This is a genomic window from Bacillus cereus group sp. N21 (assembly GCF_016483395.1).
In the GTDB taxonomy this organism is placed as follows: domain Bacteria; phylum Bacillota; class Bacilli; order Bacillales; family Bacillaceae_G; genus Bacillus_A; species Bacillus_A pseudomycoides.
The window spans coordinates 46,099-59,616 of record NZ_JAEHBX010000005.1 but is presented as its reverse complement, the minus strand read 5'-3'; the positions used below and the strand labels follow the sequence as shown (position 1 = coordinate 59,616).

Here is a 13,518-nt window from a genome sequence, read left to right as displayed (position 1 = left end):
TTTAACGAACTGTTTTTCTTTTTTTCAATACCTTTAAACCGAAATAAAGAGCAATAAAGAGCACTGCCCCAATAATTATGTAATGCGTATAATCAGCTGCATATTCTTTAATATGCCGCCAATTCCCACCTAGTTTTTCTCCTAAATAAATAAAGAGAATTGACCACGGAATAATCGCAACTACTGTATATAGTGTAAAAAGTTTTAAAGGCATTTTCGCTAATCCTGCTGGTATTGAAATCGCATGGCGTACAATCGGGATGAAACGAGCAGAGAAGATTACCCCCGCACCATAACGTTTAAACCAACTTTCGGCTACATCTAAATGATGCTTGTTAATCAATAAATATTTACCATATTTTTCAACTACCGGACGCCCTCCGTAATATCCTAACCAGTATAAAAAGATTTGTGCTAATGTACCGCCAATTGTACCGGCGATTACTGCGCCAATAAAACTTATTTTATCTTGCGCAACTAAAAAACCAGCATAAGAAAGGACAATCTCACTCGGAATAATTTCAATCATTAGCCCTAAAGCAACTCCAAAGTATCCTAAACTTGCGAAAAATTGCAATAACTGCTCTATTAAATTTGCTAACATTTGCTTTTCTATCTCCTTTTCTGCTTACATACCTTCTTATTATCCCACAAAGATTTATACATGCCAATATATTCCTCATTCCTTACCCAAAATATGTACAATTCATTATAAATATACCAGGCACGAATAGAAAGAAAAAGAGATTTATACGCTTTGAATGATCCCTGGACTATGGCCTGCATGTGCTTGAGGAAGGGGACTTCTGTTGGAGTACTGTTAAACTATCTTTATTCTTATCTTTACATATTTTCTTAATCAAGTAAGGAGCTTTTATTCCTATCTTTCATACAGGCAAACATCTCTCTAATTTGCCACTCTGTATTTCTAGCAGTCGATAACTCTGGGATTTCCTTTTCACCAAAAAAGGTCACTTCTTCTGTTTCAATACTTGTTTGCTTTTCGCCCCCAACAATTTCACAACCAATAAATATTTTATATACATGCATTGCTGATGGTGATGGATAATGTTTTTCTTTATCAAATACTGCTAATAATCGAAAATGATCAACTTTATAACCCGTTTCCTCCCACACTTCTTTTGCTGCCACTTCTGTTGGCGTATAGCCAACATCTGCCCAGCCACCTGGAAGAGCCCATTTCCCGTCACTTTTTTCTTTCACAAATAATAATTTTCCATCCTGATACACGACAGCCCGAATATCTACTTTCGGTGTTTGATAACCCATTTCATTGGCAAATAATCTCTCTACCACTTCCCAATCTGTCTTCGTATAATGAGACATCATCGTAACTGAAAGATCACGTAATTGTTGAAAACGTTCCATATCATACACATCTTTTGAATACGTTAAACCAGCCTGAGCAATGGCTTGTATTTGTTTTACCCAATCGATCCATTTCACTTCCATATTCTCACCATCCTAGGAAAGATATTCTCTACTCACATTGAACAATACGTAATTTCACTGCAAACGAAAAAATAGACTACTTGTTCACTTAAAACTAAACTATACTTAGCAAAAATAACAGAATATACACCATTCCTTCAAAATCTTACTATAATCTCTGTTAATTTCTATTGTTGATTAAGAAATAAAAAATATAAAAAGTTCATCTCCATTTGTATAAACGAATTAAATATTTGTAAATTTTTTGGATAGCCATTGCAAAAGATTCCTTCTCTTCAACAAAAGGAAAATGATTCCTATTTTCAAAAATTACTAATTTTGAATCTGAAATCAAGCTATGTATTTCCTTTGAATAAAAAACTGGGCATTGAACATCATGTTGACCACACAAAATGAGAGTAGGGAAATGAATATATCTTAATTTCTCTCGAATATCATACGTTTTAAGATCTTTATTATAGGCACGCATTCTTTTTCTAATTATTTTATTAAAATATTCATTATATTTCTAATGAACCAAATCTCCCTGTCCCATTCGGTTGTATTTTACCATATATAACCATTCTTTTGTTAAATCATTACTCTAATTGCACTCTTTTTTGAGCAATGAAAGACTAATCCCCATATACACTTAAAGAATGGTGCACTTCCTAGAAATCACCAATCTTCTACAATCATTTTACTAATAGACGCATTATTACTTTGATGTTCCACAACGTCGAGCAATTGAAACCTACTCAAATAAGATGAATCTTTAATCTTTCGTTTCTTGCTCCCTCCTTCACCTAATATAAATTTTAATATAGTAATCTTACTACTCGCTAATAGCGGGATAACAAAAAAGAGATTGATAACGAATCAATCCCTTTTCACATTATGTTAATTCATGGAGGTGTTCTTCAATATATTGCCGACGATTATTGATATATTGAAAAATCATTTCTGCTTCTTTATCAAAAATGTCTATTTTATCTTTCATATAAGGATCTTGAATAAGATACGGACGAATCGCTTCGCACATTCCCTCTACTTGTGGCCTTATAAAAGAAACCGTAAATTTTTCCTCCAAAATTTCTTCAAGGATATTGCGGTAACGTTTTCGAAATACTGGTATATCAAGAATTCTGGCACTCAATGTATTATACCCTTGAATTCGAATGTATTCATGATTAAGTGGCCTTCCCTCTACATCACGGCCCCATGTAGCATCATAATCCCATGGTATCACTTCAAACAAATGCGTTTCATCATTATGATACAATGCATAGTTATGAACAAACCCATCAAAGTTTTGAGTCAAAATAACACCTGCTAACCATCGCAAATATTTTTCAACATCAAGATAATTCACTATTTCTTTTTCATATTTTTCTCGCGATAGTGCATTTGCCTGATAAACGAATTCACTAAGCTGTTCTTCACTATGTTCATTCGCACATTTAAACTCATAGCCTGCAGATAGGTTTGTTTTAACATCTTGATCACGCTCACTTATTAAAGAAAAATTCGCATCATCATCAATCGCATAATAAATTGACCCACTCGGTAATTTACGGATTTTCAAAAAATTCGCATCAACAGATTCTAATTGCAAATATACCCCTTGAATTTGACCATTAATTTTAATAAAAACATGCTGAGATTTTGGTGAAAGCACACCAATATCACTAAAGAAGTCAAGCGATAATTTATTTCTTATAAGTGACGGATCCTTAAACTCAGAATTCAAATGAAACTCTTTCACCCCTTGAAATTGTTTCGGCTTATAGAACATAACATGATATGATTTTTTATCAAATTCTCGAATATGTGCTCCCCGGTATACAATGTCAATATCATACTTTCTTTTCCCATATGTTAATTTAGCAGGCACTGGACTATCAGACCAAATGTCCTTCTTTAATTCAACAAGATACATCGGATGAATAAAAAAATCATAAGAAGGCAACATGTTCTCCCATCCCTTCTTTTTTTCTCCATTTAATGTATGCTCATTGCTTTGTCCATGTCCATATATCCGCTATATGTCTATTTTTATTGAAATCTAAGCTCTTGTCTCATACAGAAGAAATTCTCTCCTCATATCCTGATTAATGTAAAAGGATACTTTTTCATTTTAATTAGCGATAAGGAGGGTTTCTATGAAACGTGATATTCAAAAAGCCGTTGAGGAAATCAAAAGTGCAGGGATGGAAGAATTTTTACATCAAGACCCAAGTAAGTTTGATTGTGACGATAATAAATTTTCTGGTCATAAATGTACAACAAGCTGTAAATGTCCTCGAACAAAATGTACACGTGTGAAAAAATGTACGTTTGTTACGAAGCGTACTCGTGTACGTGTACAAAAGTGGACATTCGTTACAAAATGTACGCGTGTGAAGAAATGTACGTTCGTTACAAAACGGACACGTGTGAAAAAATGTACGTTCGTTACAAAACGGACACGTGTGAAAAAGTCCACTTGTGTTACAAAACGGACACGTGTGAAAAAGTCCACTTGTGTTACAAAACGGACACGTGTGAAGAAATGTTTCTGTAAAAAATGTGTTTTCATCCGTAATCATGATAAAAAATCTTGCAATCACTCATGGGATGATGACTGTCATTCAAGCTGCCATGATTGCGATCATCACAAACATTCATCTTGCAAACGGAAAAAAGTCGATCACTTCTGGTTTAGAAAACGTAATTGCTAATTCTTTATCCCTTATTGTTAACAGTAAACGTAAAAAGATCGCTCTATTGCGGTCTTTTTATACTTGCTGAAAATGACTTATATCGGCAAACTGTTTAACACTAGCCTCTTTTCCTTCAAATTCAATGATACTTAAGCTCGCACTATGCATAAATGGATCATCCCACACTCTTTCAACAGAAAGACCAGTAAAATGTCCCACAAGTAATTTTGCAGCTGCTGCATGAGATACGATTAAAATACTTTCCCCTTTATGTTTTTCTAAAAGAAGGTTTACTCCTTCTATCACCCGACTATGTACATCATAGAAATTTTCGCCTGATGTCGAACAAAAACGATGTGGCTCATTCCAAAACGTATGTACTTCCTCTGGGTACTGCGCTTCCAAATCCACAAGCATTTTCCCTTCCCAGATCCCCATATTAATCTCATAAAAGTGCTCATCAGCTATAATTGGAATATTCCGCTCTCCTTTTATTAACTCTGCCGTATGCATTGTTCTCCCGCTTGGACTACTATATATCGCATGAAGTGGTATATCCTTTATATGATCCCCTAACTGCTTTGCCTGTAATATCCCTTTTTCGGTTAAATTAGAATTTTTTCTCCCTTGCATACGCTTTGCCACATTCCACTCTGTTTCTCCATGACGTGTTACATATAAAGTCGTTTTCATTCGTTTTCTTCCCCCTCATCAAATTGGTCGTAATTCCCATGGTTCCAATGTTCCTACAATACAATCGCTTTGTTTACTCTGAATTCCTGCTATAACTCCATCAGTAATCTCTTCATGAGTCAACCACCTTGAATGTTCACCTTGTAAAATAAACCCTAATAAAATTCTATGATAATTACAGAAAGCACTTCCTATTTTTTGACGTTCCAATCGAGATGCACTTCTCCCTAATATATGAAACAAACTATAGGATTTAGAATGTAATTCAATTTCTTCACAAATTACTTGAAGCGCCTTAGCAGTTGTATGTACCCAAGCTACGACTAATGTGATAGGTCCATTTTGTTTAATCGTATCTTTAATAGATTGTTTCAAAGCATCGCTATCGTGGTAATCAAGAGAAATACATGTAACATTTCTTGGAGCATTACATGTATTTTTTACATCTTCTAACCTATTCCTATCTCGTCCAATAACAGAAACATAAAGCCCTTGATTACAAAGCCAAACGGACACTTTCTTCAGCATCCCTGTCCCTCCAATAACGAGCGCATGCATGCTCTTCCCATCCCCCTTTATTTCATCAATAAAATTTCATATGTGGTTTTGCTTCCTTATAATACTTTAAGCGATCCTGCAGTGTACCTGAATGAAACTCAAACTTATGTCCATCTGGATCAATAAAATAAATAGACTGACAATCTCTTACATCACGTTCTCTTCCTTGTAAAATATGAACTTTATTCTCCTCTAATCGCTTTAATAGTCGACCAAAATCCTCTTGTTTAACAGAAAATGCAAGATGTGTATATGACTGATGAATTTCATTTCGTGCAATATCTGCTTCTTCATTGAGTGCCACCCACACTCCACATATATCAAAATATGCGAGTTTTCTTCCTTTTACTAATAACTTCCCCTCTAATACTGTTTCATAAAATTGAATAGATCTTTCTAAATCTGAAACCGAAAAACAAAGATGATTAAAGCCATTTATCAACATAAGTCCTCCTTACAAAATAAGAGATGAGCGAAAATTCGCGCATCTCTTATTATACTATTTTTTTGTAATATACGCCCATTTATAACTAAAATCGCCGCCGAATGTATGATTTGCAATTCCTTTTACATATGTTTTTTCTAAATATGCTGTACTTTGCTGATAAGTAGGTGAAATCGCTGTATCTTCTCCAATTAAGATTTTTTCAGCTTCTGCAAGTGCTTTCCAGCGCGCTGCATCATCTTTTAACAACTCACCTTTCGATTTAGCAACTAGGTCATCATATTTCGGATTTGAATACGCCATTTCATTAAATGAACTTCCTGTAATAAACATATCAATATACGTCATTGGATCTGGATAATCTGGGCTCCATGCTGATAGTGAAAACTCATATTGTAATTTCTTCTCTAAATCTAATTTCTGTTTATACGGTTGTTGTTTCAAATTCACTTTAATTCCAGGTAAATTTTTCTCAAGCTCTTCTTTAATAAAGTCGCCAACTTTTTTCCGGCTACCATTATCATCGTTTAGTAATTCTACCGTAATTGTATCTTGACCCAGTTCTTTTTTCGCTTCTTCCCATAACTTTTTCGCTTTTTCCGCATTGTCTTTACTATCATGGAAGTTTTTATTTACAGTACGAAAATCTTTTCCATCCGGACCTGTTGTGAATTTTTCTGGTACTAAGAAATATGCTGGTAATGAGCCATCATTTAAAATGACATTTGCAATACCTTTTTTATCATAAGCTAAATCAATTGCTTCACGCACTTTTTGATTTTTAAATGTTGCATTTTGTTGATTAAAACGTAAGAAATACATACGCGGATCTAGTTTCGTTTTGAATTCATCTGGCTTATTCTTTTTATATTTATCAACAAACTCTGAAGTTAAAATTACGCGGTCCGCTTGATCATTATCATATAGGTTCACACCTGTGCTCGTTTCTTTTACGACACCGACATTAATTTCTTCTAGTTTTACAGTATCTTTATCCCAATAATTTGGATTTTTCTTTAATTGATAGCTTTGCTCATGCTTCCATTCACTTAACGTAAATGGTCCATTGTATAAAATTTTATCAGCTTCTAATGCATACTTATCACCTTGTTTTTTTACAAACTTCTCATTTAAAGGGAAGAATGTTGGAAATGATGTAAGATCAAGAAAATATGGAGTTGGTTGTTCTAGTTCTACCACTAGTGTCTTATCATCCTTTGCTTTTACACCTAGCTGATCAAGTGGTAGCTCCCCCTTATTAACTTTTTGAGCATTTTTTACATCAAATAAAATAAATGCGTATTCAGCTGCTGTTGCTTTATCAAGCGCACGTTGCCAGCCATATACAAAATCTTGTGCACGAACTGGCTCACCATTCGACCACTTTGCATCTCGTAATTCAAAAGTATATGTTTTCTTATCTTCACTAATCTTCACATCTTTTGCCATACCTGGAGTTCGCTTGTTATCTTTATCTAATCGATATAAACCCTCCATTGCATTTACAAATACTCGAAATGATACGGAATCTGTTGATTTTGATGTATCCATCGAAGGAATTTCTGCTGTTTCTAGTAAGTTTAGCACTTGTTTATCGGCCATCCCCTTACCTGTTTCTTTCTTCGTTGTCGATGCTTTCTCCCCATTCCCGCAACCTGCAACGAACATACTTGTTGATAATGCAAGTGCAGCAAGCGTTGAAACTTTTTTCTTCATTATTCCTTCCCCCAATCTGTATGTATACAATAAAGCATGTATAATATTATTATACAAAAAATTCTGATTATTTTAAATATTTTTCTTTCCTAAAATAAAAAAAGAAATGAATGTAAAAGCTGCTCCATCTGCTTTTACATTCATTTCTTATAACATTTCTTTTTTTTCATCTTTTTGTAATCCGTCATCCAACTCAAAAAGATCTTGCGTACGAAACACATCTTCCATCATTTTCAAAAACTCTTTTTCACCTTGGGGCTCACCGTTAACTGTAAGAGAATATGGTTCAATTTCATGCAACCTGTAATCGACAACAAATTGAATGATAATTTTTTGTCTTGTCATACCATGATTGTATCCATGAAATTCTACTAATTCCAATCCATCTCCCCCGCGGTAATAAACCCAGGTTGGTTGCTTAAAATGCTGTTCAAAAGATTCCCCAATAGAAAAAAAAGGATACTCATAAAGGGAACTTGCTCGTACTTTTTGAATAACATCTTGATCTGTAGGAAAGAAAAAGTGACTCATGAATATACTAGCAGCTGTCAAAATTGTAACAATAGCCGCTCCCATTTTACTTGTTCCTCCACTATCACGGATGAGATAACGCTCAACATCTCCATTCTTTATCCCTCTTGCTTTTATCCGGTATATTTTCCGCTCAGCAAATCGATAATATAACCCATTTGCAAAAATTCCGACCCCTATCATCATTAAAATGAGCAATAAAAAGGTAAGGGGAACCATGTTAATAATGGGGAGTGCTACATTGAATCCCATATAGTATGAAAATGCATCACAAGCTACTAATAAAATTACAAATAAACAAGCAGGTAAGTAATATTTTCGATAACCAAACCATCCGACATTGAAAATAGCAGCCCATCCATTCCAGCTCCACCTTGCTATTCGTTTCTTTTCTTTGTCCCATTTTCTTTTATAATATGGATAATGTGCTCCCACATATTGTTCCATATCTTTTTCGATTGGTGAGGTCCCCTCTTTTGTTCCATTATGTAAAGTTTGCTGACAATCCTCACAATTAAATTGACCGTCAGGACAAGGATTCCCACAATTTATACAACGCAAAATAATCCCTCTTTCCCTGATTTATCCCCTACTTATACTTCTGTTGTCCAGCATACTAAAAAATTCAGCTATTTAACAAGATGATTCCTCCCCGCAAATAACAGGTTAAACCATTCGTATGAAACTCAGAAATACTTACTTACTTACTTACTTACTTACTTACTTACTTACTTACTTTCTACTAGACTTTGTTATCCTCTAAGCAATGAAAACTACTATCTCCATTTGAAAAGAGTTTTATCTTATTGCAAAATCCCCTCATGTTTCAATAACCATTCTTTTCGCCATAGACCACCTGCATATCCAACTAACTTTCCACTTTTTCCAATTACACGATGACACGGAACAATAATAGAAATCGGATTGCGACTATTCGCTCCTCCTATCGCACGCACCGCCTTTGTGTTACCAACCTTTTCTGCAATATCCAGATAGGAAGCATTCACTCCATATGGAATCGTATAAAGTGCATCCCAAACACTCTTTTGAAATGGTGTTCCAACCGCTGACAGTGGTACTGTAAATTCAGTTCTCTTTCGATTAAAATATTCATCTAATTCAGCGAGGCACTGTTCTACAATTTGATTTTTATTCTCTTCTTTCCGTTCCTCTACAAAAATAACAGAAGTAATTCCTTCATCATTTGCAGTAATTTCAAGCAAACCTATTTCGCTTTCATAATAAGCTCGGTACATGCCCCTATCCCCCAATTTAATTTATTTCAATAATTGTAACATAAATGTACAAAATTTCGGGAATAAGCGTTTCATTATGGAAACAAAAATGATGATGATACAATAAAGGAAACTGCAATAAGGGGGAATAAATATGAACTATCAGCTTTTTTCACCTTATACGATTAAAGATGTTACATTAAAAAATCGTATTGTTATGTCACCGATGTGTATGTACTCTTCAGAAAACGAAGATGGAAAAGTGACAAATTTCCATCTTATCCATTATGCGTCTCGCGCAGCTGGTCAAGTAGGCCTTGTTATGCTTGAAGCTACAGCTGTTGTACCTGAAGGACGTATTTCTAATAAAGATTTAGGTATATGGAATAATGATCATATTCCAGGGTTACAAAAAACGGTGTCCCTCATCCATGAAAATGGGGCAAAAGCAGCTATTCAGTTAGCCCATGCTGGTCGAAAAGCTGAATTACATACAGACTCTGTAGCACCCTCGGCTATTGCATTTAATGATACAATGAAAACCCCAATAGAAATGAATAAACAGCTAATCAAAAAAACAATTTCTGCTTTTCAAGATGCCGCATGCCGTTCCAAACAAGCAGGATTCGATATTATTGAACTCCACGCGGCTCACGGCTATCTCATTAATGAATTTCTCTCTCCATTATCAAACAAACGAACTGATGAATATGGCGGATCACCTGAAAACCGTTACCGTTTCTTAAAAGAAATCATTGATGCTGTAAATGAAGTTTGGAATGGTCCTTTATTCGTTCGTATTTCTGCAAATGACTATCATCCTGAAGGATTAACAGTCCATGACTATGTTCAATTTGCAAAATGGATGAAAGAACAAGGTGTAGATGTAATTGATTGTAGTTCTGGGGCAGTTATACCTGCACAAATCGACGTTTACCCTGGCTATCAAGTAGAGTATGCAAATCATATAAAAGGACAAGCACACATTGCGACAGGCGCAGTAGGATTGATTACAAGCGGGATACAAGCAGAAGAAATTTTAGCAAATAATGAAGCGGACTTAATCTTTATCGGTCGCGAATTACTTCGCAATCCATATTTTCCAAGAACAGCAGCTAATGAACTTGGATTTGAATTACAAGAGCCCCACCAATATCAACGTGCTCGTGGTAAAATAGCCTCGACTCGCCGCTAATACGCAATAATGAAAACGAGAAGGGCTCCCCTTCTCGTTTTCATTATTCCATCATTGTAATCTCTGTAGAATTATAAATATGGACACCAGATTCTTCACGTAGTGCCGCTAAGTACATCCCTTTTGCAACCTGCTCAGCTGTAATCGGCTTATACTTTTTTAAAGTACCATTAAATACAAATGGCAAAACACCAGATATCTTCTCAGCCATTCTTTCTCCAAAACGAAATTCTTCTCGATCTCCTAGCAATAGTGATGGTCTAAATATATGAATCCCACCGATCACTAACTTTTGAAGTTCCTCCTCCATCTTCCCTTTTACTTGTGAATAAAAGAAAAGTGATTTTGGATTAGCACCCATAGAAGAAATAACAAGAAAATTTTGTACACCTTGTTTTTCTGCTAAACAGGCCGCTCGTAATGTATATTCATAGTCTACTTTTTTAAAATTCGCTTTCGTTTTCGCTTTCTTAATTGTTGTCCCAAGACAGCTAAAAACATCATCAACAGCAAAAAATTCTTTATACTCTTCTAATATAGAAAAGTCAACTTGTTTCTGCTGTAACTTTTCATGTTCCCATTGCAGTGGCTTTCTTACAAAAACCATAACCGAATCATAGTAATCTGAGTCAAGTAATAGCTGCGTCACTTCTTGTCCAACTAAACCACTCGCACCGAGTACTAAGGCTGTTCTTTTATTCATTTATCTTTATACCTCTTTATCTAATTTTATACCGTCCAAACAGGCAGTACAAATCCTATTTCTAGGAGTTTCCTTTTTCTTATTCTATCATAAGTAAAGCACTATGCGTGATGCAAGTGCTTTACTTACTCTTCTCTCCTTTTTTCTCTGTTGGTAACTTGCTTATTATCCTAGAGTCACCTAGATTACTTATTAATGTCTTGAGGAAAATCAAAACACATGTTAATGGCAAAACTACTGCTAGTATCAATAAGATTGCTTCCATTATGTAATCCAATTACTCATCCCCTTTTCATACCCTCTACCTCAATATATGAAAGGAGTGTTGTCACATATGCGACATTCATAAAAATTAATACTGTTCTTTTTGACAACTTTATAACAAAATCAAATCGGAATGATTATTATTTATTGCAACTTTCGTAAAGATGTATTATACTAAGTTCGCAACTTAAAACGTAATTATTCCGTTTTATAACAAAAAGATATTTTTTCTCTTATTTTGGAGAAAATAAAATTGGAAAAGAAAGAAAAGAGGAGAATTACATGAAGAAAAGGTTAATGGTATTTTCTTTTATACTTATTTTCACTTTAATTTTTGCTGGGTGTGCCAGCAAAAAAGACGAAGCTGCAAAAAAAGATGGAAAACTTTCTGTATATACAACTATTTTTCCACTTGCTGACTTCGCTAAAAAAATCGGTGGTGACTATGTAAATGTTGAAACAATTTATCCACCTGGCGCTGACTCTCATACATATGAGCCAAGTCAAAAACAAACGGTACAAGTTGCGAAGGCAGACCTATTCGTATATAACGGTGCGGAATTAGAGCCGTTTGCAGAAAAAATGGAAAAAGCATTAAAAAAAGAGAACGTAAAAGTTGTTAATGCATCTAAAGGTTTCGATCTTATCGCTTCATCAGAAGAAGAACATGAGCACGAGGAAGGTCATAAAGAAGAAGAAAATCACCATCATGACAAAGACCCACACGTATGGCTTGATCCTACACTTGCGATGAAGCAGGCTGAAAAAATTAAAGATGCGCTCGTAGAATTGCAACCAGATCATAAAAAAGAATTTGAGAAAAACTTCGCTGCCCTACAAACAAAGTTCACTGACTTAGATGATCACTTTAAATCTGTTGTTTCAGATGCAAAAACGAAAGATATTTTAGTTTCTCACGCTGCATATGGATATTGGGAAAAACGCTATGGCTTAAAACAAATACCAGTTGCTGGCATCTCCGCTTCCGATGAACCATCACAAAAAGAACTTGCTAACATTACAAAAACAGTAAAAGAGCATGGTTTGAAATATATTTTATTTGAAACATTCTCTACTCCAAAAGTAGCAGAAGTTATTCAAAAAGAAACAGGAACGAAAATTTTACGTTTAAATCACCTTGCTACTATTTCTGAAGATGATGCAAAGAAAAATAAAGATTACTTCACATTAATGGAAGAAAACGTGAACACTTTAAAAGAAGCTACAAACTAAATTTATATTTCCTTTCAGACAGTTGAAACATATTCAACTGTCTTTTTTCATATTCAGCAGCTTGACTTCAACAAAATAACAAGTAAAATTATCCATATTAGTTTTAAAGATATACTATGTTATGAAAGCGAGTTGGAACTATGAATCTTCACATTTGTGAAGTAACAGCAAATAATTGGCGTTCAGTCGCTGCTTTAGACGTAGCAACAGAGCAGCAGCAATTTATTGAAAGTAATGCATTTTCTTTAGCGGAATCCCTATATGAAGAAAACGGAACGTCAGTAGGCTTATATGATGGAGAAACACTTGTTGGCTACGCAATGTATGGTTGGTATTCAAAAAAAGATGATCGCGTATGGCTAGATCGTTTTATGATTGATTACCATTTTCAAGGAAATGGCTATGCGAAACGTTTTCTCCATCTGCTTATCCAGTATTTACAACAAAAATTTCAATGCAAAAAGATTTATTTAAGTCTTCATCCAGAAAACAAACTAGCAATGAAACTATATGAGTCTTTCGGTTTTCACTTAACTGGTGATATAGACGATGAAGGACCGGTTGTTGGGGTTGTAATGGAATTACTTATAGATGAAAGTATAAGCCTGTGAAAACAGGCTTTTTATTATTTTCTACTAATCTTTGTTTATTAATAGGAGAACAAGATGGTCATGTTTCATATTCTACCTCCGCATCAAAAATATAATTGTTTCACTTTTTTTCATTAACTAAAGATGTAATGCTAAACATTTACCGTACAATAATGTCCTTTTTTCTACAAAGTAAACACT

General features: G+C 34.6%; 14 protein-coding genes. 4 read left to right on the top strand and 10 right to left on the bottom strand.

Features of this window, described 5'->3' with window-relative positions:
• Nucleotide 1 precedes the first annotated feature (1 nt).
• The 3 genes from uptA to cotH form a co-directional block, all read right to left on the bottom strand.
• Nucleotides 2–604: an undecaprenyl phosphate transporter UptA gene (uptA, locus tag JDS96_RS04285; protein ID WP_003197119.1), complete on the bottom strand. Its 603-nt coding sequence runs from the start codon at nucleotides 602–604 to the stop codon at nucleotides 2–4.
• A 251-nt stretch (nucleotides 605–855) separates the two neighbouring features.
• Nucleotides 856–1,473, bottom strand: coding sequence for an NUDIX hydrolase (locus JDS96_RS04280; RefSeq protein WP_003197116.1), 618 nt, complete (start codon nucleotides 1,471–1,473; stop codon nucleotides 856–858).
• 874 nt (nucleotides 1,474–2,347) lie between these two features.
• The gene (gene cotH / locus JDS96_RS04275; RefSeq protein ID WP_199666187.1) at nucleotides 2,348–3,424 is read right to left on the bottom strand and encodes a spore coat protein CotH; all 1,077 of its coding nucleotides are present in this window, start codon (nucleotides 3,422–3,424) and stop codon (nucleotides 2,348–2,350) included.
• A 190-nt stretch (nucleotides 3,425–3,614) separates the two neighbouring features.
• Between cotH and JDS96_RS04270 the strand changes: the two genes are divergently transcribed.
• On the top strand, nucleotides 3,615–4,172 hold the full coding sequence (locus JDS96_RS04270; protein WP_199666184.1) for a CotG/ExsB N-terminal domain-containing protein: 558 nt from the start codon (nucleotides 3,615–3,617) through the stop codon (nucleotides 4,170–4,172).
• A 57-nt stretch (nucleotides 4,173–4,229) separates the two neighbouring features.
• Here the strand turns inward: JDS96_RS04270 and JDS96_RS04265 are convergent, their stop codons facing one another.
• The 6 genes from JDS96_RS04265 to JDS96_RS04240 form a co-directional block, all read right to left on the bottom strand.
• Complete coding sequence (locus JDS96_RS04265) at nucleotides 4,230–4,847, bottom strand: phosphoserine phosphatase 1 (protein WP_199666182.1); 618 nt, start codon at nucleotides 4,845–4,847, stop codon at nucleotides 4,230–4,232.
• An 18-nt stretch (nucleotides 4,848–4,865) separates the two neighbouring features.
• Nucleotides 4,866–5,405: a short-chain dehydrogenase gene (locus JDS96_RS04260; protein ID WP_199666180.1), complete on the bottom strand. Its 540-nt coding sequence runs from the start codon at nucleotides 5,403–5,405 to the stop codon at nucleotides 4,866–4,868.
• Between the two features lie 25 nt (nucleotides 5,406–5,430).
• Nucleotides 5,431–5,847, bottom strand: coding sequence for a FosB/FosD family fosfomycin resistance bacillithiol transferase (gene fosB / locus JDS96_RS04255; RefSeq protein ID WP_018765467.1), 417 nt, complete (start codon nucleotides 5,845–5,847; stop codon nucleotides 5,431–5,433).
• Nucleotides 5,848–5,904: 57 nt separating this feature from the next.
• The gene (locus JDS96_RS04250; RefSeq protein WP_199666178.1) at nucleotides 5,905–7,566 is read right to left on the bottom strand and encodes a peptide ABC transporter substrate-binding protein; all 1,662 of its coding nucleotides are present in this window, start codon (nucleotides 7,564–7,566) and stop codon (nucleotides 5,905–5,907) included.
• A 147-nt stretch (nucleotides 7,567–7,713) separates the two neighbouring features.
• Nucleotides 7,714–8,658 carry a DUF2628 domain-containing protein gene (locus JDS96_RS04245; RefSeq protein WP_199666177.1) on the bottom strand — a complete coding sequence of 315 codons (945 nt, stop codon included), beginning with the start codon at nucleotides 8,656–8,658 and terminating at the stop codon, nucleotides 7,714–7,716.
• 242 nt (nucleotides 8,659–8,900) lie between these two features.
• On the bottom strand, nucleotides 8,901–9,353 hold the full coding sequence (locus tag JDS96_RS04240; protein WP_003197104.1) for a methylated-DNA--[protein]-cysteine S-methyltransferase: 453 nt from the start codon (nucleotides 9,351–9,353) through the stop codon (nucleotides 8,901–8,903).
• Nucleotides 9,354–9,486: 133 nt separating this feature from the next.
• Between JDS96_RS04240 and namA the strand changes: the two genes are divergently transcribed.
• Nucleotides 9,487–10,527, top strand: a complete 1,041-nt coding sequence (namA, locus tag JDS96_RS04235) for an NADPH dehydrogenase NamA (RefSeq protein ID WP_199666175.1) — start codon at nucleotides 9,487–9,489, stop codon at nucleotides 10,525–10,527.
• Between the two features lie 43 nt (nucleotides 10,528–10,570).
• Here the strand turns inward: namA and JDS96_RS04230 are convergent, their stop codons facing one another.
• Nucleotides 10,571–11,230, bottom strand: a complete 660-nt coding sequence (locus JDS96_RS04230; protein WP_003197100.1) for an oxidoreductase — start codon at nucleotides 11,228–11,230, stop codon at nucleotides 10,571–10,573.
• Nucleotides 11,231–11,776: 546 nt separating this feature from the next.
• On the opposite strand from JDS96_RS04230, the gene JDS96_RS04225 reads away from it, so the two are divergent.
• Both JDS96_RS04225 and JDS96_RS04220 read left to right on the top strand, forming a co-directional pair.
• On the top strand, nucleotides 11,777–12,727 hold the full coding sequence (locus JDS96_RS04225; RefSeq protein ID WP_097847724.1) for a metal ABC transporter substrate-binding protein: 951 nt from the start codon (nucleotides 11,777–11,779) through the stop codon (nucleotides 12,725–12,727).
• Nucleotides 12,728–12,867: 140 nt separating this feature from the next.
• Nucleotides 12,868–13,338, top strand: a complete 471-nt coding sequence (locus tag JDS96_RS04220) for a GNAT family N-acetyltransferase (protein ID WP_097836669.1) — start codon at nucleotides 12,868–12,870, stop codon at nucleotides 13,336–13,338.
• Nucleotides 13,339–13,518 lie beyond the last annotated feature (180 nt).

What these genes read in the sequence shown, in the direction of transcription:
- JDS96_RS04240 (WP_003197104.1), bottom strand. Translation starts at nt 9,353, where the DNA reads ATGTACCGAGCTTATTATGAAAGCGAAATAGGTTTGCTTGAAATTACT.
- JDS96_RS04230 (WP_003197100.1), bottom strand. Translation starts at nt 11,230, where the DNA reads ATGAATAAAAGAACAGCCTTAGTACTCGGTGCGAGTGGTTTAGTTGGA.
- JDS96_RS04220 (WP_097836669.1), top strand. Translation starts at nt 12,868, where the DNA reads ATGAATCTTCACATTTGTGAAGTAACAGCAAATAATTGGCGTTCAGTC.
- JDS96_RS04270 (WP_199666184.1), top strand. Translation starts at nt 3,615, where the DNA reads ATGAAACGTGATATTCAAAAAGCCGTTGAGGAAATCAAAAGTGCAGGG.
- JDS96_RS04225 (WP_097847724.1), top strand. Translation starts at nt 11,777, where the DNA reads ATGAAGAAAAGGTTAATGGTATTTTCTTTTATACTTATTTTCACTTTA.
- namA (WP_199666175.1), top strand. Translation starts at nt 9,487, where the DNA reads ATGAACTATCAGCTTTTTTCACCTTATACGATTAAAGATGTTACATTA.
- JDS96_RS04265 (WP_199666182.1), bottom strand. Translation starts at nt 4,847, where the DNA reads ATGAAAACGACTTTATATGTAACACGTCATGGAGAAACAGAGTGGAAT.
- JDS96_RS04250 (WP_199666178.1), bottom strand. Translation starts at nt 7,566, where the DNA reads ATGAAGAAAAAAGTTTCAACGCTTGCTGCACTTGCATTATCAACAAGT.
- cotH (WP_199666187.1), bottom strand. Translation starts at nt 3,424, where the DNA reads ATGTTGCCTTCTTATGATTTTTTTATTCATCCGATGTATCTTGTTGAA.
- JDS96_RS04260 (WP_199666180.1), bottom strand. Translation starts at nt 5,405, where the DNA reads ATGCATGCGCTCGTTATTGGAGGGACAGGGATGCTGAAGAAAGTGTCC.
- JDS96_RS04280 (WP_003197116.1), bottom strand. Translation starts at nt 1,473, where the DNA reads ATGGAAGTGAAATGGATCGATTGGGTAAAACAAATACAAGCCATTGCT.
- uptA (WP_003197119.1), bottom strand. Translation starts at nt 604, where the DNA reads ATGTTAGCAAATTTAATAGAGCAGTTATTGCAATTTTTCGCAAGTTTA.